The following is a 20437-nucleotide window of genomic DNA, read 5'->3' as shown; positions in this document are numbered from 1 at the left end:
GCTCGGACCCTAGACGGTGATCTTGTCGACGTTCGGGCCGCCGTTGGCGGTCGTCGCGGTCGCCTTGACCTTGTTCGTGCCCGCCGTGAGGGTGACCGGGATCGTGACCGTCTGCCACGTGTCCCAGTTGCCCGTGCCGCCGAACGCCAGGGCGGACGCACCATCGCGGCCGTTCACCGTGATGTCCATCGGCCGGTTCGCCGTGGTGCCGTTGGCGAACCGCAGGACGACGTTCGCGGGGCCCGCCGCGGCCGCGTTCACCGAGAACTCCACCGCGCTGCCGACCGCGTTGTCGTAGTTGACGAACCCGGTTCCGGTGAAGCCGGCGTGGTTGGACTCCGCGACGCCGTTGGTGATCGTCGCGTCCTCGGCCTGGTAGTCCACCGGGTCACCGGGCCCGGGGTCGACCGTGCCGTCCGCCGGGATGGTCTTCGTCCCGGTGTTCCAGCCCGCGACCCGCACGGACGGCTTGGCGCCCTTGAGGTCCGCGGTCCGGTACGTCGCCGTCAGCGTGGTGGACTCGCCGGGCCAGAGGCTGACCTGGTTGTCGGTCCACCGCACCGGCAGCACCGGCGCGCCCGCCGTTCCGACCACGTGCGCGTCGACGAAGAACGCCGGGACCTTGCCGGACGAGGTGTTCGTCAGCGTCACCTTGGTGGTCGTGGTGCCGTCGCCGTTGGCCGTCGAGGTCGCCGAAGACCCGAGCGTGGCCGAGCCCAGCGAGGTCAGCCCCGACAGGTCCGCGTACGACGTCGTCGGCGTGTAGTACCAGTCGCTGTTGCCCCAGTCCAGGGTGTCGGCCTTGGTGGACAGCCAGTACACGTTCCGGCTGACCTCCTTGCCCGAGGAGTCCGTGAGCACCAGCTTCGCCAGGTACGTCGTCGACAGCCCGCTCACCGAGCCGATGGTCAGCGCCGTCGTCTTGGCGCCGTCACCGCCGACCGAAACGGCCTTCGTCTGGTCGAACTTCGACGTGCCGTCGAGGTTGAACAGCTGCACGCGGGCGGTCAGACCCGACGCCGCGTCGTGGTTGTGGTTCACGACGACGACCGACTTCGTGTCGTACGAGTACTGGATGTGCAGCGGCTCGTTCGCCTTCTTGGCCCCGAAGTACGAGCCGTTCTGGTCGAGGTAGGCGTCGAACAGCTGCCAGTGCAGCGACGTCCAGCCGCTGTTGAGCATCCAGTAGATGATCCCGGTGGCCGGGTTCGAGCTGTCGCTGAAGTTGCGCGAGTGCGACTCGAACTCGGCGCGGACGTTCTCGTACTGCGCCAGCTGCGCCTTCCGGACGAAGTCGTCCAGGCTCGCCGGCTTGCCGTAACGGCCGGTCAGGGCGTCGCCGAAGAGCTTCAGGTTGGCGAACGTCGAGGACGACGACCGGTGGTACTGCGCGGCCGACGGGTTCTTCCACAGCGTGTCCAGCTCACCGGACGACAGCATCCGCTTGAGCGTGTCCATCGTCGGGATGTCCGGCCCGGCGCTGGTCTCGGAGTTGAAGCCCCATGCGCCGCCGAGATCGCTGTGCGCCTTGTCGTACCAGTAGTTCGGCGGGACGTAGTCGTACGGCCCGTTCATCTTCATCCCGGACGACCCCAGCTGCGGCGACGACTTCGCCGACGCGGCCGGGACCACCGGCGTCGCCCAGTCCGCGGCGGACAGCGCGTCGAGGTAGTTCTTCTCGATCGTCGCGTCGGGGGCGAAGTCACTGCCGATCAGGAAGGAGATGACGCTCGGGTGGTCGCGCAGCCGCTCGGCCTCCGCGGTCATCGACGCCTTCGCGACCGGGTAGTCGGCGGCGGTCCAGGGGTCGCCCTTCTCGCTGCCGTTGACCTGGCCCTCCCACTTGTCGCAGCACTCCCAGCCGGGCAGCGTCAGCACGCCCATCCGGTCGGCGAGGTCGAAGAACTCGTCCGGCTCGATGTGACCTTCCAGGCGCACGGTGTTGAGGCCGAGGTCCTTGACGTAGGCGAGCTTGTCCGCCGCGTACTGCTCGTTCCAGCGCAGGAACAGGTCCGGCGAGTAGCCGCCGCCCTTGATCAGCAGCGGGCGCCCGTTGATCGTGTAGGACCGGCCGCCGCTGGAGTTCTTGGTCGCCGTCACCGTGCGCACGCCGAAGCTCGAGTGCGAGGTGTCCGACGCGGTCCCGCCGACGCTCGCGGTCAGGTCGAGGTCGTAGAGCGGCTGCCCGCCCATCCCGGCCGGCCACCAGACCTGCGGGTTGTCGATCCCGGCCACGCCGAACGTGACGGTCTTCTTCTCCTTGGCCGCCAGGGAAACCGTCTGGGTGATGGCCTTGCCCGCGACCGTGCCGGACACCGTCGTGCTCACCGCCGCCGCGGAGTCGTTGCGGACGTCGGCCTTCACCGTGAGGTCGGCGTGCGACGTCCCGGTCAGCTTCGTGACGACGTGGCCGCCGCGCAGCGCCACCGGGCCGCTGCGCCGGACGAGGACGTCCCGCACGATGCCCATGTTCTGGTCCGGCGGGGTCTGCGCCCAGTCGATCCAGCCCATCGACAGGTCCTTGTTCGGGTCGTTCGGGTAGACCTTGAACGCGATGCTGTTGGTGCCCGCCTTGACCTGCGCGGTGATGTCCAGGTCGTGGCGGGTGTAGGCGCCGGTGACCTGGGTCTTGTCGGCGATCCGCGTCCCGTTGACCCAGACGTCGGCCTTCGACAGCACGCCGCTGAAGTCGAGGTAGGTGCGCTGGGTGGTGTCGGCGACGGTGAGGTCGGTGCGGTACCACCAGGGGACCTGGAAGTCCGCGGTCGGCACGTTCTTCATGTTCGTCGAGTAGAACGGGTCGGCGTACTTGCCGTTGGCCAGCAGGCCGGCGTAGACGGTCGAACGCGGCCCGACCGGGTACCAGCCGCTCGTGTTGTAGCCGGGTTTGGAGACCGCGGAGTCGTCGCTGACCTGCGCCGACGTCTGGATCAGGAAGCCGGGGACCGCGGTGGCCGGGGCCGCGGCCGCGACCACCGCTCTCGCGGGTTCCTGCCCGGTGGCCGACGCGACGGTGACCCCGCTGACCGCGACGGCCAGCGAGGCCGCCGCGAGGAGGGTCCGGGTTCTTCTCTGCCGATAGCTCACTAGCGCGCCTCCTAGGCACCCACGGCGGCGGGGGACAGCGGACCATCGTTAGGGAACTTTCCTAACAATTGCGGACGATGGTAGCGGTCCGGTCACCCGGGGAACAGGGGCGAATCGGTCAGACCCGCGCCGCCTGCCACGCCGCGGCGGCGCGCAGGGCCAGCAGGAGCGGCAGGGAACCGTCTTCCCAGAGCCGCGGCGGCAGTGCCTCGCTGAGCGGGACACCGCCGGCCAGCGCGGCGCCGATCGCGGGCAGGTCGACGTCGAAGAGCGTCAGCCCGGCGCTGTAGAGCCGTTCGCCGCTGACCGGGCGGCGGCGCGTGACCTCGGCGCTGTCGACCGCCAGCTCGGTCAGGCCGAAGAACTCCGGCTTGGCACCGCGCTCCATCCAGCGCGCGAACCCGGCCACCTTCGTCCCGCGGACGTCGGCGGGCTTGAGCCCGCTCTCCTCGCACAGCTCGCGTTCCATCCCGGCGCGGACCGCGGCGTGCAGCAGCCGGCGCCGGCCGCCGTCGGGCGTGCGCAGGTCGCGGGGTTCCAGCGAGCCGCTGCCCGACGGCGCGAGCAGCAGGCCGCTGACGGAGTTGAGCGACGACTGCCGGACGGTGACGAGCTTGCCGTCGGTGGTGAACGCGACCGTGGAGACGCCGACGAGGTCGGCCAGCGAGCTGCTGCTCAGCTCCCGCAGCGCGCCGGCGGTGTCGGTGAGCTCGGCCTTGCGCAGGTCGTACTCTTCGCCGGTGTCCACGCGCGTGATGCGCAGCGCGCCGAGCTCGTTCGAGCAGACGGCGTCGAAGAACCGCGCCCGGTGCAGCCGGATCGGCGCCGGGCGGGCGCCCGCGGCGGGCAGCGGGTCGCCGCGCATGCCGACGATCGGGCCGTTGAACAGCAGCCGCCCGCGCGCCCGCAGCGGCAGTACGTGCGGCGCGGTCGCCTTCAGCGCCGGGGGCAGCCGGTAGGGCTCCTCGGCGACGTCGATCGTGTGCCGTTCGGTCCACAGGTCGCGGTCGATGGCCGCGCTGACCAGCGCCGTCCCGCGGGCGGGCACGGCGAGGTAGTGCGATTCCGGGTAGGCGGGCGGTGGCGGCAGCTCGGCGGTCGGGAAGGGCGCGGCGATGGTGGTGAACTCGAACCCGGCCCAGCGGCGGCGCAGCAACCGGACGTCCCGCGTGAAGGTGGCGACGCCCAGCGCGAGCGCGACGACGGACAGCACCACGCCGACGGCGCTCGGCAGGATGGTGACGACCCCGAGCGCGACCCCCAGCCCGGACGCGGCGAGCGGCCACTCCCGGGCGCCGAGGAAGCCGAGGTAGTCCGCCTTGGCCCGGGCGCGGCGCGTCAGTTTTCCCATCGCCGCACTGTTTAGCACGAAGGGCTACGCCTGCGCGTCGAGATAGACCCAATGGCCGTCCTCGCGGCGGAAGCGGCTGTTCTCCTCGAGGAAGCCTTCGCGGCCCCGGTGGCGGTAGTGCGCCCGGAACTCGACGGTGCCTTCGTTGTGCAGCAGCCCGCCCCCGGAGCGGCCGAGGACCTCCAGCCGCGTCCACTCCTGGCCGGGATCGAGCCGCAGCTGCCGCGGCCGGGTGTCCGGGTGCCAGGTGCGCAGCAGGTAGGCGGTGTCGCCCACGGCGAAGGCGCTGAACCGCGACCGCATCAGCAGTTCGGCGGTCGGCGCGGTGAGGCCGCCGTCGTGGAACCGGCCGCAGCAGGCGGCGTAGGACTCGGCGAGGCCGCACGGGCACGGGGCGGGAGGCACCGGGAAAGTGTGCCACGGTGGGCGGAGCGCCGGATCACCCCTGCCATTTGTGGTAAAGGCGGCCGTCCGCGCCGGTGATGAAAGCATCGATCCGCCCGGGTCCCCAGGAAACGGCGGCGGGGCCGAGCGGGTGCAGCAGCAGCCCGCCCAGGGATTCCCAGCCGGACCAGTCGCCGTCGAACCGGTTGTGGCGCAGGGTGCCGTCGATGCCGCGGACGAACATGTCGAGCCGGCCGGGGGCCCGGGAGGAGACGCCCACCCCCGCCGTCAGCGGCCCGCAGAGGGGCTCCCACGCCGACCAGGATCCGGTGAAAGCCTTGTGGTACAACACGTGGTCGGTCCCGCGGGCGAACAGGTCGATCCGGCCGGGACCCCAGGAAACGGCCGCCGGGTACGAAGTGACCACACCGTCGAGGCTTTCCCATTCGGACCAGCCGCCGTCGAACCACCGGTGGTGCACGGCGTTGTCGTTGCCGCGCGCGAAGACGTCGAGCCGGCCCGGTGCCCACGACGAAACCGCCGGCGCCGACGTCAGGTGGCCGCCGAGCGACTGCCACGCCGACCAGCCGCCGTCGAACCCGGTGTGGCACAGGACGTGGTCGGTGTTGACGGCGAAGACGTCGATGCGCCCGGCACCCCACGAGACGGCGGCCGGGGCGGAGGCCAGCGGGCCGCCCAGGGGTTCCCAATCGGCCCAGCCGCCGTCGAATGCCTTGTGGTACAAGGCGTTGTCCGACGCGCGGACGAAGACGTCGAGCCGCCCCGGCGCCCACGACGCGGCGGCCGGCGGGGACACCAGCGTGCCGCCGTGGTCCTCCCATTCGGACCAGCCCGGCTGCCGGGCGGTGTGCGCCAGCGCGGAGGCGGTGCCCATCGCGGCGTCGGCACCCGGTTCCGCCGCGGCGGAGCTGCGTTTCCTCACGATTTCTCCTCCGGCGAATCCGCGGAGAACGACCGGAAAAGCGCGCCCGGCGGACCGAGCCGGAAATTATCGGCGGCGGTGCCCCGTGGTCAACCGGCCGGACGGGTGAGGAAAACGGGTCCGGTGCGAAAAGCGGAATTCCGGGCGCCGGCTAACCCGCGTTGACCGGGGCCCCGGTCTGCCGCGCTTCCTGGGCCCCGCGCACCGCGAGCCGGTCCGCCCGCTCGTTCTCCGGGTGGCCCGCGTGGCCCTTGACCCAGAGCCACTCGACCTCGTGCTCGCCGACCGCCGTGTCGAGGCGCTGCCAGAGGTCCGCGTTCTTCACCGGCTCGCGGGCCGCCGTCCGCCAGCCGTTCTTCTTCCAGCGGGGGAGCCACTGCGTGATCCCGTTGCGGACGTACGTGCTGTCCGTGTACACGCGCACCTGCGACGGCCGGGTCAGGCTCTCCAGCGCGCGGATCGGCGCCGTCAGCTCCATGCGGTTGTTCGTCGTCGGCGTCGCTTCGCCGCCGTACAGCTCGCGCTCGTGCTTGCCGTAGCGCAGCACCGCGCCCCAGCCGCCCGGTCCGGGATTGCCGCTGCACGCGCCGTCGGTGTAGATCTCCACGTCCACGCGGCGACCCTACCGGTCGGCGCGCTCGCGGAACGCCGCCACGCCGGGTTACGGTGGGATGCCGGAGGGGAGCCATGAACGGGCACGACGACACCGCGGAGGGGCCGCTCCTGGCCTACCTCGCCGACGCAGACCGCGACTACCTGCTCGCCCGCGGCACCCGGCGGCGGTTCCGCGAGAACGACTTCGTGCTCATGGAGGGCGACCCGTCCGACCACGTCCACGTGCTGGTTTCCGGCTGGGTGCGCGTCTCCACCATCGTCGAGGACGGCCGCGAGGTGCTCTTCGGGCTGCGCGGCCCCGGCGAGGTGCTGGGCGATCTCGCGGCCGTCACCGGGCGGCCGCGGTCGGCGTCGGTGCGTGCGATCGAGCCCTGCACGGTCTTCCAGCTGACCGGGGCGGAGTTCGTCGACGTCCTGCACGCGCGGCCGTCGATCGCCATCGCGACGATCAAGACCGTCGCGGCCCGGCTGCGCAACGCCGAGTCCGCCCGGGTCGACTCGGCGGCCTTCGACGTCAGCCGCCGGGTCGCGGTGGTGCTGGTCCGGCTGGCCGAGGAACGCGGCCGCACGGTGCCGGAGGGTGTCGTGATCGACGCCCTGTCGCAGGAGGACGTCGCCTCGCAGATCGGCGCGGCCCGGCGGACCGTCGCGCGGGCGCTGCGCGTGCTGCGGGAGCGCGGGATCGTCGAGACCGGCCGGCGCCGGTTCCTCATCCGCGAGCTCCGCGTCCTGCGGGCCTTCGCGCGTTCTGAGCCAAACGGCACACAGGACCGGTGACATCGGGCCTCTGACGGACCCCGCCGCCCGGCGATCCTGGAACCGGCCGGAAAAAAGAATCGGATGCCTTCCGGCCGGTTTTCCTTTTTCGAGCGGGCCGGGAGCCTCCGTCGTGCGCGTCCACGACCGGATTCCGTTGCTGCGGAATTGCTCCCGCCTCGGCCCGTACCGCCATGAGGAGGTGTGTGTGATGGAGAGCCACTCGATCTGGGCCCTGATCTTCGGGACCCGCTGACCCGCGGTGGAGCCCGGCCGGCCGGCTCGTGGGGGGCCGGTCGGCCGGGCATTTCGCGCACGATTACCCGAAAACCGGCACCTGGTAGCGTGAGCATTTCTTCCGCCGGGAACGCAAAGGGGTGGGAACGACGGACGAGCACACCTTGCCGTTCGTGCGGGAGCTGAACGAACTGCGCCGCGGCCGCGGGCTCGACGCAGCCGACCTGCACCAGCGGATCGGCCCCTGCCTGCGGGCGGCCTGCGCGATCACCGAAGCCGACCAGCCCGCGGCCGCGCGCCACAAACTGGTGCTGCGGCTCACCGAGCTGTGCGGGCGGCTCCCGGCGGACCTGCGGCTGGCCGCGCTGGCGGCGCTCGGCCTGCACGAGGAGGCCGCCGGCGAGTTCCTGGACCGGCGGATCTCGTGGCTCGCCACCGTGCTCGACCGCGACCCGCGCACCGCCCGCCGCCGCATCGACCTCGCGTTCCGCCGGCTCGACGAGCTGCTCGGCGCGCCCGCGTCCCGCGGTGACCGGCACCCGCTGGCCGGCTGGTACGTCGAGTCGATGAAGGCGATGCTCCGGCTCGACCGCACCCCGCCGGACCTGCAGGAGGAGCGCCGGATCGTCGCGGAGACCGACGAGCTGGACGAGCTGGTCCTGCCGTTCAGCGTGCCGGCCGGCCCGGGCGGCGGCCCGGCGCCGGGCATCACCGCGGACGCGCTGTTCGGCGGCGAAGTCGTCGAAACGCGCCCGGTTTCGGCCAGCCACGCCCAGTTCGTCCTGCGGCTGCCGAGCCCGTTGCGGCTCGGCCAGCGGCACGAGTACGGCATCCGGTTCACTCCGCAGCGGGCGGACCTGCGGCCGTACTACGTCATGACGCCGCTGCGCCGCTGCGAGGAGTTCTCGGTGCGGGTCCGGTTCGACCGCGCGGCGCCGCCGTCGCGGGTGTGGCGGCTCAACGGCGTGCCGGGCCGGGTGGTCGACGACGGCGTCGACTCGGGCGACGCGCTGACCGTCAACCGGGTCGGCGAGGTCGGCCTCGAGTTCCACGACCTGCACCAGGGGCTGAGCTACGGGCTGCAGTGGTCCTTCGGCGACTGAGCCGGCGTCCGGATGCTGGGACGCGGAACAGCGGCGCGGACGCCGGGTTGGCACCGTCGTAGCCGACGGAGAAGGGGCCGCGATGAGCACGTTCACCCAGGAGTGGCAGGACTGGAAGGCCGGGCGCGAGGCGGACCTGGCGCAGCCGCACGGCTGGCTGGCGCTGGTGTCGCTGGACTGGCTGACCGACGCCGCGCGCGAGTACCCCGGCGTCCCCGGCCGCTGGTGGCAGGACGCGGACGCGGCCTACCTGGACCCGGCCGGCGCGTCGCTGCTGCACGACGGCGAGCCGGTCACCGGCGTCCGGCGGTTCGAGCTGGTCAACAGCGGCGCGGGCACCCGGGTGCTGGCCGGTGACGTCGAGATCGAGGTGGCCCGGCGCTCGGGGTACCTGATCCGCGTCCACGACCCGAAGGCCGAGGTCCTGCGCGAGTTCCACGGCGTCCCGGCGTACGAGCCGTCGCCGTCGTGGGTGCTGTCCGGCCGGTTCGAGCCGTTCGAGGAGCCGCGGCCGACGACGGTCGGTGCGGTGGTGGAGGGGCTCAGCCACGTTTACACGGCCCCGGGCGTGGTCCGGTTCTCCCGCGACGGCGCGTCGCACACGCTGACGGCGTTCAACGGCAAGGACGGCGGCTTCAGCATCCTGTTCACCGACGGGACGAGCGGCGTGACGACGTACGCGGCCAACCGCTCGCTGCCGGTCGGAGCGCCGGCCGCGGACGGCTCGGTGACGCTGGACTTCAACCGCGCGGTCAACCTGCCGTGCGCGTTCACCGACTTCGCGACGTGCCCGCTGCCGCCGGCGGGCAACCACCTGCCGTTCGCGGTCGAGGCGGGGGAGAAGATCCCGCACGAGCGCGGGTGACTCCCCCGCCCGCCTTCAGTGGGCGACGTCGATGACGACGCGGTTGGGCGCGGTGAGCGTGAAGACGTTCACCGCGGTCCGCGACCGCACCCCGAGCCCGATCGAGAGGTGCGCCTCGAAGTCCCCGGTGACGGCAACGGCCATGACGTTGGCGAGGTTCCGCGTCCGGAACTTCGACGGCCCGGTGTAGGTCGGGTTCCCGTTGCCATCGTGCGCGGCGGCGGGCGTCGCGGTGACGTTGACGAAGTACTGCCCGGTCAGCCAGACGACCTCGCCACTGGGGTCGGCGGTGAGCTCGTCGGTGAGCTGGTAGCTGACGGCGGGCGCGGGCCCGGAGCTCAGATCGAGCACGATCCGGTCGAACCCGGCGTTGAGCCCGGTCCGGATGTTCGTCATGGCGGGAATGACAGGCGCGGCGGCTTGAGCGGGCGTAGCGGCGATCCCGCCGGCGCCGAGAAGCAGGATGACGGCGGCGAGCTTGGTTTTGAACATGGTGGGCCTCCTGGCGGAGAGAACCGGTGGAAGTCCCAGCGCTGGGTTCGTGGGGGACGCCCGGTTCGTCCGGGAAGTTGCCCGGGCGTCCTCTATCGTTACCCGGCTGCTCCGAACGTGTCCTCGACGACACCCCGCCAGAGGAAGTCCCGGGCCCGCGTCGCCGCGACCGCTCCGAAGCCCGAGAGGCGCGGAACCAGGGGCGCGTACGGCCTAGCGCTGCGACGCCTCGTAATGGACAAGAATGTCGGAATCACGGCTAGTCTGCGGCCTTGCGAAATCCTTGATGGCGAACGGCCGGCTCTGTCCCCATCTCATCGAGCTGAATCTGCCCATTGACCTGCGAATAGGCCAATTCTGAGGGCTTGCGCGGCGTCCAGCCGTTTGAGACGCCCGATTACGCCAAGTATGGTGCCGGGTGTGAATCGTGACAACGGGGAGGTCGACGTCGGGCTCGCGGTCGTTGCGCAGCAGGTATGGGATGGCAGCCGAGGCCCAGGCGACTTCATGGACACGTTCGCCGGTGCGATGGTGTATGCGCAGCGGCCGCAGCAGCCGACGCTGCTTGTGACCGATCTCGGCGAGCGCGGTCGGTGGCTGGTCGTGTTCTCGACCTTGGAACGCCTGGCCTTGCATGCAGGAGAGTGTGACTACTTCGCCACGACAGGTGCCGATTTGCTGGAACTGGTTCCGCCTGGAATCGGTCTGATGGTTGATCCCGACGACGAGCATCGGTTTCCGGTTCTGTCTCGTGTGGCGCCGCAGGACGTGGTGGCACGCGCGTGGGCGCAAGTCGGCGGGCGGAGACGGCGAGAAGGATCGGCAACAGCCTGAGGCGGGCGGCGCAGCAAACGGGGAGGCGAACGAGGTGGACGGTCCAGGGTTTCATGTCGACGTCGACGTGTTGGCGAGCGCGTCGAAGAGCATGGGCGACATCGTGCACGACCAGGACACCTTTGAGCTGCGCGGGTTGTGCGGCGAACCAGGGCTGTACGGTCACAACGGCGTTCACGACGCTCTTGCAGAGCTGTGCGGCCGTTGGAGCGTCGGGCTGGATGCGTTGTCTGACCGCGCCAGTGATTTGGGTGACCTGTTGGGCAAGGCGGCTGCGGCTTATCGCGCAGTCGAGCACAGCAACGCTGACACCCTGAAGTCGGACCCCGGCTGGGACGCAGTCACCCCGGACGAGCCGGCTGTCGGAGCCATCTGATGTCAGAGCTCGGCCAGACGACCGACCCGAAGGCGTTGATCCCCGGCGACCCTCCTACGGTGTTCGAGAACGCGCGGGTGTTGAACGCGCGGGCGAACGCGGCTTCAGCGGTCGGTGAGGCGCTGAAGAAGATCGACACCGGTGCTTGGCAAGGTCCGGCTTCGGACAAGTTCCACGAAGATCACCAGACGGAGGTGCCGCGCTGGCTCGAGGCAAGCGATTCGCTTGACAACGCAGCGCAGATGTTGACCGCCTACGCGAACACCTTGTCGTGGGCGCAGGGCCAGGCGGCGGAGGCGATCGCCCTGTGGCAGCAGGGTGACGCGACGACGCAGCAGGCCAAGACGGCGCACGATCGCGCTGTGTCCGATGCACAGGCCCAAACCCGGTCGAATGCCGAGCGCGGTGATCCCACCGTCGTGCAGGCGCCACCGTTCTCCGATCCCGGTGAGGTCCAACGGCAGGCAGCGCGAGATACCTTGACCAGGGCGCGGCAGCAACTGCTGGGAGCGGGTGACCGCTGTGCGGAGGCGCTGCGAGTCGAAGCGACGATTGCACCGCAAGATTCTCGGAAGCAGGCAGACGCCAACTTCTTCGGCGGAATCCGGGACACGATTTCAGGTGCTGGTGAAGCCCTCTGGACTGCCATTACTGACCCGGCCGAGACAGTCGCGGCGATGGCGCACAACATCGCCCACCCGGTGGACACCTTCAAGGAGATGGTCGCTTGGGACGACTGGGCCAATGGCCACGGTGACCGAGCGCTCGGCAAGATCACCGGCGGCCTCCTTCTTTTCGGAGCGGGCAAAGTCGCCAAGGGTCTGCTCAGCACGGGAGAGCACGTCGGAGGCGACCATGTGCCGGATGAGGCGGTGCACCCGAAGGCGCCCATCGATCGTGCCAAGGCGGTACAGGACGCCATATCCGGCAAGGACGGGAACATCCCCGGCGTCGAGGACAGCAAGGGCGTACGGATGCTGTCTCAACAGGACCTCGACGGATTGCTCGACAACGTCCGCTCGAAGCTCGGAGAACCGGACAAGGTCATCGATACCCCCAAGGGTAAAATCGAGACCTGGGAGATCAGCGGAGACCCGCCGTCCACAGTGACCTATCGAACGTTCAGCAAGTCCGGAGGCCCCACGATCGACATCAACAAGGTAGACGGCCTCGACACGGTCAAGCGGTTCCACGTGAATGACGGAGGCCACCGATGAGCACGTCGAACAGCTCCTACCAGGACGATCTGGACTACCTGCTCGACTACGCGCGAGAAGATTGGGTGGGTCTGTCCTCGGTCACCGCGGTGGCCGGCGCTGTCGCGGGCAAGGGGGCGACGTTCGAGGAGTTGACGTCGGCGACACTTGCCGTCATCGGTGACCTGATCGACCGCGGAGCAGTGCCCGGGGACCTGATTGAGCGGGACCCGGGCTTCAAGGCCTGGTCTGGCACGAAGGAGGAGCACCTCCGTCGCATCGCAGCCGAGACCAAGGCCCTCGGGCGGCTGCCGGAGACCGGCGAGGTCGCCTGGATTCACGACCCTTCGACCTAGAACCACGTTTCCGACGCGTCCCGTCGCTCGCGTGGGATTCCAGCTGCGTTCAGCGCCCAGGAGATCGCTTCGATGCTCACGCCGCACCGCCAGGCGCCTGGCACGTGGTCGAGCAGGCGGAGTCGGCGCCGTAGACGACGCACGCGGACCTCCGGAGGCCGTCAAGGCCCCGTGCGCGTTCCACCGGCAAACGGGGCCGCCCAGGAGGAGGCAGACCCCGTTCGGGTGGTCCTTCAGTTCACCAGCCGCGCTCGCGCCACTCCGTCAGCTTCGGACGCTCCGCGCCCAGCGTCGAATCGTCTCCGTGGCCCGGGTAGAACCACGTCTCGTCCGGCAGTTCCCCGAAGATCCGCGACTCCACATCGTCCAACAGCGACGCAAAATTCGCCGGCGACGACGTCTTCCCCACCCCACCAGGGAACAGCGAATCCCCCGTGAACAGGTGCGGATACCCCGCCGGATCCCGGTACAGCAGGGCGATCGATCCCGGGGTGTGCCCCCGCAGGTGGATCACCGACAACGTGACCTGTCCCACCGTCAGCGTGTCGCCGTGCTCGACCAGGAAGTCCGGTGGCACCGGCAGGGGCGGGGCGTCCAGCGGGTGGGCCGCCGTGTTCGCGCCGTTCGCTCCCGCCACCGCGCCCAACGCCTGCCAGTGGTCCTGGTGCTGGTGGGTGGTGACGACCGTGCGAAGCGCCGGCCGGTCCGGGCCGTGGCCGATCAGGTCGGAAATGCGCTCCGGGTCGTTCGCCGCGTCGATCAGCATGGCTTCGTTCGACGCTCGGCACACCAGGAGGTACGCGTTGTTGTCCATCGGGCCGACGGACAGCTTGGTGATGGTCAGCGCGTCCAGGGTGCGGCGGGCGGCGTCGCCGCCCGGGTCGACGTGCCCGGTGTAGGTCTCCACGATGTTCACCGTGCACACGGTAGTCGTTTCGCTCCAACCGGTTCCACCCGCACAAGCGCCCGCGCGCTCCGGCACGTAGGCTCATCGGGACCCCCTGCCAGCCCCGACCTCAGGACGACCGTGCCCACCTCCCCGACGCCGCGCCGGATCAGCTGGGACCTCCTCCGGGTCGTCGCCGTCCTCGCCGTCGTGCTCGGGCACGTCACCCACCAGGGTGCGCTGCTGCACCCGGAACTCACGGGGTACCCCATCAGGGTGACAGCGCAGTTCGGCGCCGCGATCCTGCTGGTGATCTCCGCCTACTTCGTGTGCGCCAGCCTCCGCAAGGGCCACCCGCGCCGGTGGCTCTGGAACCGCGTCGCCCGGCTCGTGCCCGCCTACCTGGTCGCCGTCCTGCTGACCTACGTCGTGACGCGGTGGGCGGCCATCTCCTTCAGCGGCCTGCCGTACCCGCCCGGCGTCACCGGGTTCCTCTTCGGCGTCCCCCAGGGGCCGCCGGCGGACCCGTCGCCGTGGTACATCCCGACCTGGCTGGACCTGCTCGCCAACCTCGGCATGGTGCAGGAGTGGGGCATCCGCTCGGAGACGTTCTACTACCTGGACGGCTCCTACTGGACGCTGCCGGTGCAGCTGCTCGCCTTCACCGGCGCCGCCCTGCTGTGGCCGCGGTCGTGGCGCACCCACCGGCTGACCGTCGCGCTGCTGTGGTCCTTGATCCTCGTCCCGCTCGCGCTGCGGTTCCTCGTCTTCCCGCCGGGCACGGCGAGCGCGGTCACCGAGACCTTCTACTACGGCCTGGGCCTGCACCGGCTGCACGTCTTCGCGATCGGCGTCGCGATCTGGCTGTGGGCGCAGCGCCGGCTGAAGACGTGGCACATCGCCCTCTTCGCCACCGCCGCCGTGGCCGCGCAGGACCTGCAGGTCTTCCCGTTCCACGCCGCGCTGCCGCAGGACGCGCAGCGCTGGCCGTCCACGATCGGGTTCGCCGTGCTCCTGGTGCTGGTCTGCGTGGCCGCCCGCGGCCCGGACTGGCGGTTCCCCGGTCTCGCGCGGATCGCCCCGGCCGTCACCTGGCTCGCGGGCATCTCGTATGGTCTTTACCTGGTGCACCAGGAACTGGGCTACATCCTGGCCCGTGCCCTGCTCGACCTCGGCCTCCCCGGCTGGCTGCGGCTGCCCGCGGTCGTCGGCGCCGCCGTGCTGGCCGGCTGGGCGGTCACCGCGGGGGTCGAACGCCCGGCCCACCGGTGGCTCACCAGACGCCGGAAGCCCGAAGAACCGCAGGTCAAGGACGCGGAACCGGTTTTTGTCGGTGGTGGCTCGTAGCATGGATCGCGGCCACCCGTGCAGGAAGAAACCGGGTCGGCGACCGCAGCTGAAGAAGACATTGAGAGGACCCTGGCGTGGCTGATCGCCTCGTTGTTCGCGGTGCCCGCGAGCACAACCTCCGCGGCGTGGATCTCGACCTGCCCCGCGACAGCCTGATCGTGTTCACCGGCCTGTCCGGGTCGGGGAAGTCGAGCCTCGCCTTCGACACCATCTTCGCCGAGGGGCAGCGCCGCTACGTCGAGTCGCTCTCGGCGTACGCCCGGCAGTTCCTCGGGCAGATGGACAAGCCGGACGTCGACTTCATCGAGGGCCTCTCGCCCGCGGTGTCGATCGACCAGAAGTCCACCTCGCGCAACCCGCGTTCCACCGTCGGCACGATCACCGAGGTCTACGACTACCTGCGGCTGCTCTACGCCCGCGCCGGCAAGGCGCACTGCCCCAAGTGCGGCGAGGCGATCAGCAAGCAGACCCCGCAGCAGATCGTCGACCAGGTGCTGGAGATGGACGAAGGCGTCCGCTTCCAGGTGCTCGCGCCGGTGGTGCGCGGCCGCAAGGGCGAGTACGTCGACCTGTTCGAGAACCTGCAGCAGCAGGGCTACGCGCGCGTGGTCGTCGACGGCACGGTCCACGCGCTCACCGACCCGCCGAAGCTGAAGAAGCAGGAAAAGCACCAGATCGGCGTGGTCATCGACCGCCTGAGCGTCAAGTCGAGCTCGCGCCAGCGGCTCACCGACTCGGTCGAGACGGCGCTGCGCCTGGCCGACGGGCTGATCGAGCTCGAGTTCGTCGACCTGCCGGAGAACGACCCGCACCGGATCCGCGGCTTCTCCGAGAACCTGGCCTGCCCGAACGGCCACCCGCTGGCCATCGAGGACCTCGAGCCCCGCTCGTTCTCCTTCAACTCGCCCTACGGCGCCTGCCCCGAGTGCACCGGCATCGGCATCCGCAAGGAGGTCGACCCGGAGCTGGTGGTCCCGGACGACGAGCTGTCGCTGGGCGAGGGCGCGATCGCGCCGTGGTCGGGCGGCCAGAGCGCGGACTACTTCATCCGCCTGCTCGAGTCGCTGTCGGAGACCATCGGCTTCCGGATGGACACGCCGTGGCGGCGGCTGCCCGCGCGCGCCCAGAAGGCCGTCCTGCACGGCGTCGACGAGCAGGTCCACGTCCGCTACAAGAACCGCTACGGCCGCCAGCGCTCGTACTACGCGGCCTTCGAGGGCGTCATCCCGTTCCTCGAGCGGCGCCAGGAGCAGACCGAGTCCGAGTACATGCGCGAGCGGTACGAGGGCTACATGCGCGAGGTGCCGTGCCCGGCCTGCCAGGGCACCCGCCTCAAGCCGGAGATCCTCGCCGTCACGCTGGCGCACAAGACCCGCGGCGACATGTCCATCGCCGAGGTCTGCGCGCTGTCCATCGCGGAGGCGTCGCAGTTCCTCGACGAGCTGGAGCTGGGGCAGCGCGAGTCGATGATCGCCGGCGCGGTGCTCAAGGAAATCCAGGCCCGCCTGCGCTTCCTGCTCGACGTCGGCCTGACGTACCTGTCGCTCGACCGCGCGTCCGCCACTCTTTCGGGTGGTGAAGCGCAGCGCATCCGGCTCGCGACGCAGATCGGCTCGGGTCTGGTGGGCGTGCTGTACGTGCTGGACGAGCCGTCGATCGGCCTGCACCAGCGCGACAACCACCGCCTGATCGAGACGCTGACCCGGCTGCGGAACCTCGGCAACACGCTGATCGTCGTCGAGCACGACGAGGACACCATCCGCTCCAGCGACTGGGTGGTCGACATCGGCCCGGGCGCGGGCGAGCACGGCGGCCACATCGTCCACAGTGGACCGTACAAGAAGCTGCTCAAGAGCAAGGACTCCCTGACCGGGCAGTACCTCTCCGGCCGGCGCCGGATCGAGGTGCCGGCGATCCGGCGCCCGATCGACAAGAAGCGGCAGCTGACCGTCGTGGGCGCGCGCGAGCACAACCTGCGCGGCCTGGACGTCTCCTTCCCGCTCGGCTGCCTGGTCTCGGTCACCGGCGTCTCCGGCTCGGGCAAGTCGACGCTGGTGAACGACATCCTCGCGACGGTGCTGGCGAACAAGCTCAACGGCGCCCGCCAGGTGCCGGGCCGCCACACCCGCGTGAACGGCCTGAACAACGTCGACAAGCTGGTGCGCGTCGACCAGTCGCCGATCGGCCGGACCCCGCGGTCCAACCCGGCCACCTACACCGGTGTCTGGGACCACGTGCGCAAGCTGTTCGCCGCGACCACCGAGGCGAAGGTCCGCGGCTACCAGCAGGGCCGGTTCTCGTTCAACGTCAAGGGCGGCCGCTGCGAGGCGTGCGCGGGCGACGGCACCATCAAGATCGAGATGAACTTCCTCCCGGACGTCTACGTCCCCTGCGAGGTCTGCAAGGGCGCCCGGTACAACCGGGAGACCCTCGAGGTGCACTACAAGGGCAAGACCGTCTCGGACGTGCTCGACATGCCCATCGAGGAGGCCGCGGAGTTCTTCGAGCCGATCAAGGCCATCCACCGCCACCTGCAGACGCTGGTGGACGTCGGCCTCGGCTACGTCCGGCTCGGCCAGCCCGCGCCGACGCTGTCCGGTGGCGAGGCCCAGCGCGTCAAGCTGGCCAGTGAGCTGCAGAAGCGCTCGACCGGCAAGACGGTGTACATCCTCGACGAGCCGACGACCGGTCTGCACTTCGAGGACATCAACAAGCTGATCGGCGTCATCAACGGCCTGGTCGACAAGGGCAACTCGGTGATCGTGATCGAGCACAACCTCGACGTGATCAAGACCTCCGACTGGATCATCGACATGGGTCCCGAGGGCGGCTCGGGCGGCGGCACGGTGATCGCCGAGGGCACGCCGGAGCACGTCGCCGGGGTCGAGGCCAGCTACACCGGCGAGTTCCTGCGGACGGTGCTCACGGCGGAGTGACGGCTACCGCTCCTTCCCGGTGGTCTGGTGGACCACCGGGGAGAGCGGGCCGTAGTGCAGCGCCCGGAGCCGGTAGGCCGAGTTCTCCTCGCCGGGCAGCAGCGAAAGGGCGCACGTCGTCACGTTCGGGTCGGTCACCTCGACCGGGTCGAAGTCCGGCGCGCCCGGGCGGCGGATCTCCAGCAGGAACCCGGCTTCGTCGCTCGAGCGGTCGGCCCAGGTGAACGTCACCGTGCCGCCCGAAACCACCGGGTGCAGGTCCGTCGAGACCGGCCCGGTGAACGGCTGTTCCCGGTAGTAGAACGGCGTCTCCGGGATCAGGTCCGGGTGGTGGTAGCTCGTCGTGTGGGCGGGCAGGAACCGCAGCGTCGTCCACGGGCCGGCCGGGTCGTTGGCGTACTCGACGCGGTGCCCGGCGTCGTCGTCCGGCCAGCTCAGCACGACGTCGGTGGGCGTGGTCAGGGTCGCCGTGAAGGAGGGCGCGGCCGCGGAACAGCCCGCGGCCAGCAGCGCCACCAGGACGAGGGGTTTCACGGGCACGGCGGCCTCCCGGCACGAGCGGGGGCGGCGGTGCGGACGTGATCAGCTTAGGAAGGCGCCCGCACGGCGACAAGATCATGCCGATCAGCGGGACGCACCAATCCACCCGCGAACCGGCACCGAACGGCCCGAAACCCGGCTGAACCGTTTCCCGCGACCGTCCGTGTCTCCAGGTGTCGAGGTCCGCCGGACGGCGGTGCCGCCCTCACCGAGGAGAGAACGTCATGAACCGTATCCGGCCGGTGGTCGTCAGCGCCCTGGCGCTCGTCGCCGTCGCCTCGTTGTCCGCCTGTGGTGACATGGCCGACGGCGCCCAAGGGCCGCAACACGGCCAGCCGGGGCACAAGATGCTGCAGGTCGGCTCGATCAACGGGGTGGGCGCGGTGGTCACCGACGCCGACGGCAAGACGCTCTACCGGTTCGACAAGGACGTCTCCTCGCCGCCGACGTCCAACTGCGACGGCGACTGCACGAAGTCCTGGCTGCCGATGCTGGCCGGGGTGGCCACGCCGATGCTCAAGGGCATCCAGGACACCCAGGTGGGCACCGCGACCCGCAAGGACGGCAACAAGCAGATCACCCTCAACGGCTGGCCGCTGTACGAGTACGCGGGCGACAAGGCGGCGGGCGACATGAACGGCCAGGGCGCGAACGGCACGTGGTTCGCCATCGCGCCGGACGGCAGCAAGATCACCGCGGGCGGGAAGGCCGGCGGCGCCGGGTCCTGACAGACGACGGTTTCCGGGCAGAACGAGGAAGGACGGGCAGCCGATGAACACCATGGTCGCGCTGCGCTCGGCGCACGCACCGCCGGTGGAGCTGAGGGTTGCAGTACTGTCCTCGCCGACTCAGAACACCGTCGGGAGGACGAGGGTGGCCATAGGAGGCAGGCGGCCTAAGAAGGCCAAAGGCGAAGACCTGATTCGGCAGCTGTACGCCGAACACGGGCGAAGCCTGCTGGCCTACGCGACGAGGCTGACCGGAGATCGGGCGGCGGCCGAGGACGTGGTCCAGGAGACGCTGGTCCGAGCGTGGAAGCACGCGGACGATCTGCAGAACGACGGGAAGGGCTCGGTGCGCGGCTGGTTGCTGACCGTCGCGCGCAACCTGGTCACCGACCGGGCCCGGGCCCGGGCGGCGCGGCCCCAGGAGGTGGCCGAGCCGGCCGAAGGCGTGCCGACCCCGGCCGTCGAGCGGGACCACGCCCAGGGCGTGGTCGACTCGATGACCGTGCTCGGGGCGATGGACGGGTTGTCCAACGAGCATCGAGAGGTCCTGGTGGAGATCTACTACCGGGGACGGACGGTGGCCGAAGCGGCGAGAACACTGGGCGTCGCACCCGGTACCGTGAAATCAAGGTCGTACTACGCACTCAGAGCACTCAGAGCAGCGATGATATCGAGCGGAACGGAGGTGGCGCGATGAACTCGGTCGACGAGAGTCACACGCAGCTCGGCGCGTACGCCCTCGGCGCGCTCGACCCCGCGGAAGCGGCCGACTTCGAACGGCGGCACCTGCAGACCTGCGCGCAGTGCCGGTTCGACCTGAACGAGCTCGTGGCCCTGCGCGACTCGCTCGACGAGGTACCGCCCGAGGCGTTCCTCGACGGGCCGCCCGAGGGCGGGGACCTGCTGCTGCAGAAGACCCTGCGCCGGGTGCGCGACGAAGAAGGGCGGGTGGCTCCGCCCCGTTCGTCCCGCCGGGGCCTCGCCCTGGTCGCGGCGGCGGTGCTGGTGGTCGCGGCGCTCGGCGGCGGCGTGCTGGTGGGGCGGCAGACGGCCGCGGACAACGGCACCATCGCGGCGCCGCAGACGGACGTGCCCGGCACGAAGAACGTCGAAGGGCGGGATCCGACGACCGGGGTGCAGCTCGCCGCGGCGGTGGCCCCGTTCCAGGGCTGGGTCAAGGTGGACGTCAACGTCAAGGGCGTCAAAGCCGGCGAGAAGTGCCTGCTCCAGGTGGTCACCAAGGAAGGTCAGGCGGTGACCGCGGGCAGCTGGCAGGTCTCGGAGAAGTGGGAGAACCAGGGGTTCAACCTCGACGGGTCGGCGCTGGTCGCCCCCGACGACGTGAAGTCGGTCGACATCGTCACGGTGGACGGCCGGAAGCTGGTCTCGGCCCAGGTGTGAC

20 protein-coding genes are annotated in these 20437 nt (G+C 70.5%); 12 read left to right on the top strand and 8 right to left on the bottom strand.

Annotation, left to right across the window (positions count from 1 at the left end; genetic code table 11):
• Positions 1 to 9 precede the first annotated feature (9 nt).
• From ABZW17_RS26860 to rnhA, 5 genes are all read right to left on the bottom strand, one after another.
• Complete coding sequence (locus tag ABZW17_RS26860) at positions 10 to 3087, bottom strand: carbohydrate-binding protein (protein ID WP_354819772.1); 3078 nt, start codon at positions 3085 to 3087, stop codon at positions 10 to 12.
• Positions 3088 to 3205: 118 nt separating this feature from the next.
• On the bottom strand, positions 3206 to 4438 hold the full coding sequence (locus ABZW17_RS26855; protein ID WP_354819769.1) for a hypothetical protein: 1233 nt from the start codon (positions 4436 to 4438) through the stop codon (positions 3206 to 3208).
• A gap of 24 nt (positions 4439 to 4462) precedes the next feature.
• Positions 4463 to 4843 (bottom strand): YchJ family metal-binding protein, encoded by a 381-nt coding sequence (locus ABZW17_RS26850; RefSeq protein WP_354819766.1) that lies wholly within the window; start codon positions 4841 to 4843, stop codon positions 4463 to 4465.
• A 34-nt stretch (positions 4844 to 4877) separates the two neighbouring features.
• On the bottom strand, positions 4878 to 5765 hold the full coding sequence (locus ABZW17_RS26845; protein ID WP_354819763.1) for a carbohydrate-binding protein: 888 nt from the start codon (positions 5763 to 5765) through the stop codon (positions 4878 to 4880).
• Positions 5766 to 5916: 151 nt separating this feature from the next.
• Positions 5917 to 6378 carry a ribonuclease HI gene (gene rnhA / locus ABZW17_RS26840; RefSeq protein WP_354819760.1) on the bottom strand — a complete coding sequence of 154 codons (462 nt, stop codon included), beginning with the start codon at positions 6376 to 6378 and terminating at the stop codon, positions 5917 to 5919.
• Positions 6379 to 6452: 74 nt separating this feature from the next.
• Here rnhA and ABZW17_RS26835 point away from each other — a divergent pair, with 74 nt between their 5' ends.
• The 3 genes from ABZW17_RS26835 to ABZW17_RS26825 all read left to right on the top strand — a co-directional run bounded on the left by ABZW17_RS26835 (position 6453) and on the right by ABZW17_RS26825 (position 9341).
• Positions 6453 to 7157: a Crp/Fnr family transcriptional regulator gene (locus ABZW17_RS26835; RefSeq protein ID WP_354819757.1), complete on the top strand. Its 705-nt coding sequence runs from the start codon at positions 6453 to 6455 to the stop codon at positions 7155 to 7157.
• 389 nt (positions 7158 to 7546) lie between these two features.
• Positions 7547 to 8476, top strand: a complete 930-nt coding sequence (locus ABZW17_RS26830; protein WP_354819754.1) for a hypothetical protein — start codon at positions 7547 to 7549, stop codon at positions 8474 to 8476.
• A gap of 82 nt (positions 8477 to 8558) precedes the next feature.
• Positions 8559 to 9341, top strand: a complete 783-nt coding sequence (locus ABZW17_RS26825) for a DUF1684 domain-containing protein (RefSeq protein ID WP_354819751.1) — start codon at positions 8559 to 8561, stop codon at positions 9339 to 9341.
• 15 nt (positions 9342 to 9356) lie between these two features.
• Here the strand turns inward: ABZW17_RS26825 and ABZW17_RS26820 are convergent, their stop codons facing one another.
• Positions 9357 to 9833 carry a hypothetical protein gene (locus tag ABZW17_RS26820; RefSeq protein WP_354819747.1) on the bottom strand — a complete coding sequence of 159 codons (477 nt, stop codon included), beginning with the start codon at positions 9831 to 9833 and terminating at the stop codon, positions 9357 to 9359.
• 420 nt (positions 9834 to 10253) lie between these two features.
• Between ABZW17_RS26820 and ABZW17_RS26815 the strand changes: the two genes are divergently transcribed.
• From ABZW17_RS26815 to ABZW17_RS26800, 4 genes are read left to right on the top strand one after another with little or no spacing between them, the layout of a single operon-like run.
• The gene (locus ABZW17_RS26815) at positions 10254 to 10667 is read left to right on the top strand and encodes an SseB family protein (protein ID WP_354819744.1); all 414 of its coding nucleotides are present in this window, start codon (positions 10254 to 10256) and stop codon (positions 10665 to 10667) included.
• Positions 10668 to 10701: 34 nt separating this feature from the next.
• Positions 10702 to 11043, top strand: a complete 342-nt coding sequence (locus tag ABZW17_RS26810; RefSeq protein WP_354819741.1) for a hypothetical protein — start codon at positions 10702 to 10704, stop codon at positions 11041 to 11043.
• Positions 11043 to 12260, top strand: a complete 1218-nt coding sequence (locus ABZW17_RS26805) for a putative T7SS-secreted protein (RefSeq protein ID WP_354819738.1) — start codon at positions 11043 to 11045, stop codon at positions 12258 to 12260. Before ABZW17_RS26810 ends, ABZW17_RS26805 begins: the two co-directional genes overlap by 1 nt.
• On the top strand, positions 12257 to 12595 hold the full coding sequence (locus ABZW17_RS26800) for a hypothetical protein (protein WP_354819735.1): 339 nt from the start codon (positions 12257 to 12259) through the stop codon (positions 12593 to 12595). Before ABZW17_RS26805 ends, ABZW17_RS26800 begins: the two co-directional genes overlap by 4 nt.
• A gap of 238 nt (positions 12596 to 12833) precedes the next feature.
• Here ABZW17_RS26800 and ABZW17_RS26795 read toward each other — a convergent pair whose 3' ends face one another.
• Positions 12834 to 13511: an MBL fold metallo-hydrolase gene (locus tag ABZW17_RS26795; protein WP_354819732.1), complete on the bottom strand. Its 678-nt coding sequence runs from the start codon at positions 13509 to 13511 to the stop codon at positions 12834 to 12836.
• Between the two features lie 111 nt (positions 13512 to 13622).
• Between ABZW17_RS26795 and ABZW17_RS26790 the strand changes: the two genes are divergently transcribed.
• Positions 13623 to 14828: an acyltransferase gene (locus ABZW17_RS26790; protein ID WP_354819729.1), complete on the top strand. Its 1206-nt coding sequence runs from the start codon at positions 13623 to 13625 to the stop codon at positions 14826 to 14828.
• Positions 14829 to 14905: 77 nt separating this feature from the next.
• Positions 14906 to 17767, top strand: coding sequence for an excinuclease ABC subunit UvrA (gene uvrA / locus ABZW17_RS26785; protein WP_354819726.1), 2862 nt, complete (start codon positions 14906 to 14908; stop codon positions 17765 to 17767).
• 3 nt (positions 17768 to 17770) lie between these two features.
• On the opposite strand, the gene ABZW17_RS26780 is transcribed toward uvrA, so the two are convergent.
• Entirely contained in the window at positions 17771 to 18307 is a 537-nt protein-coding gene (locus tag ABZW17_RS26780; protein WP_354819723.1) for a fibronectin type III domain-containing protein, read from the bottom strand.
• Between the two features lie 224 nt (positions 18308 to 18531).
• On the opposite strand from ABZW17_RS26780, the gene ABZW17_RS26775 reads away from it, so the two are divergent.
• The 3 genes from ABZW17_RS26775 (at position 18532) to ABZW17_RS26765 (ending at position 20436) form a co-directional block, all read left to right on the top strand.
• On the top strand, positions 18532 to 19035 hold the full coding sequence (locus ABZW17_RS26775) for a hypothetical protein (RefSeq protein ID WP_354819720.1): 504 nt from the start codon (positions 18532 to 18534) through the stop codon (positions 19033 to 19035).
• A 145-nt stretch (positions 19036 to 19180) separates the two neighbouring features.
• Positions 19181 to 19732 (top strand): sigma-70 family RNA polymerase sigma factor, encoded by a 552-nt coding sequence (locus ABZW17_RS26770; protein ID WP_026469270.1) that lies wholly within the window; start codon positions 19181 to 19183, stop codon positions 19730 to 19732.
• Positions 19729 to 20436, top strand: a complete 708-nt coding sequence (locus ABZW17_RS26765) for a zf-HC2 domain-containing protein (RefSeq protein ID WP_354819717.1) — start codon at positions 19729 to 19731, stop codon at positions 20434 to 20436. Before ABZW17_RS26770 ends, ABZW17_RS26765 begins: the two co-directional genes overlap by 4 nt.
• The last annotated feature ends 1 nt before the right edge of the window (position 20437 follow it).

The sequence above is a fragment of the Amycolatopsis sp. NPDC004625 genome, assembly GCF_040609695.1.
Taxonomy (GTDB): Bacteria; Actinomycetota; Actinomycetes; order Mycobacteriales; family Pseudonocardiaceae; genus Amycolatopsis.
The sequence above is the reverse complement of the archived record's forward strand: the minus strand, read 5'-3'. Positions and strand labels throughout refer to the sequence as shown.

What these genes read in the sequence shown, in the direction of transcription:
- ABZW17_RS26855 (WP_354819769.1), bottom strand. Translation starts at nt 4,438, where the DNA reads ATGGGAAAACTGACGCGCCGCGCCCGGGCCAAGGCGGACTACCTCGGC.
- ABZW17_RS26800 (WP_354819735.1), top strand. Translation starts at nt 12,257, where the DNA reads ATGAGCACGTCGAACAGCTCCTACCAGGACGATCTGGACTACCTGCTC.
- ABZW17_RS26775 (WP_354819720.1), top strand. Translation starts at nt 18,532, where the DNA reads ATGAACCGTATCCGGCCGGTGGTCGTCAGCGCCCTGGCGCTCGTCGCC.
- ABZW17_RS26805 (WP_354819738.1), top strand. Translation starts at nt 11,043, where the DNA reads ATGTCAGAGCTCGGCCAGACGACCGACCCGAAGGCGTTGATCCCCGGC.
- ABZW17_RS26825 (WP_354819751.1), top strand. Translation starts at nt 8,559, where the DNA reads ATGAGCACGTTCACCCAGGAGTGGCAGGACTGGAAGGCCGGGCGCGAG.
- ABZW17_RS26820 (WP_354819747.1), bottom strand. Translation starts at nt 9,833, where the DNA reads ATGTTCAAAACCAAGCTCGCCGCCGTCATCCTGCTTCTCGGCGCCGGC.
- ABZW17_RS26765 (WP_354819717.1), top strand. Translation starts at nt 19,729, where the DNA reads ATGAACTCGGTCGACGAGAGTCACACGCAGCTCGGCGCGTACGCCCTC.
- ABZW17_RS26835 (WP_354819757.1), top strand. Translation starts at nt 6,453, where the DNA reads ATGAACGGGCACGACGACACCGCGGAGGGGCCGCTCCTGGCCTACCTC.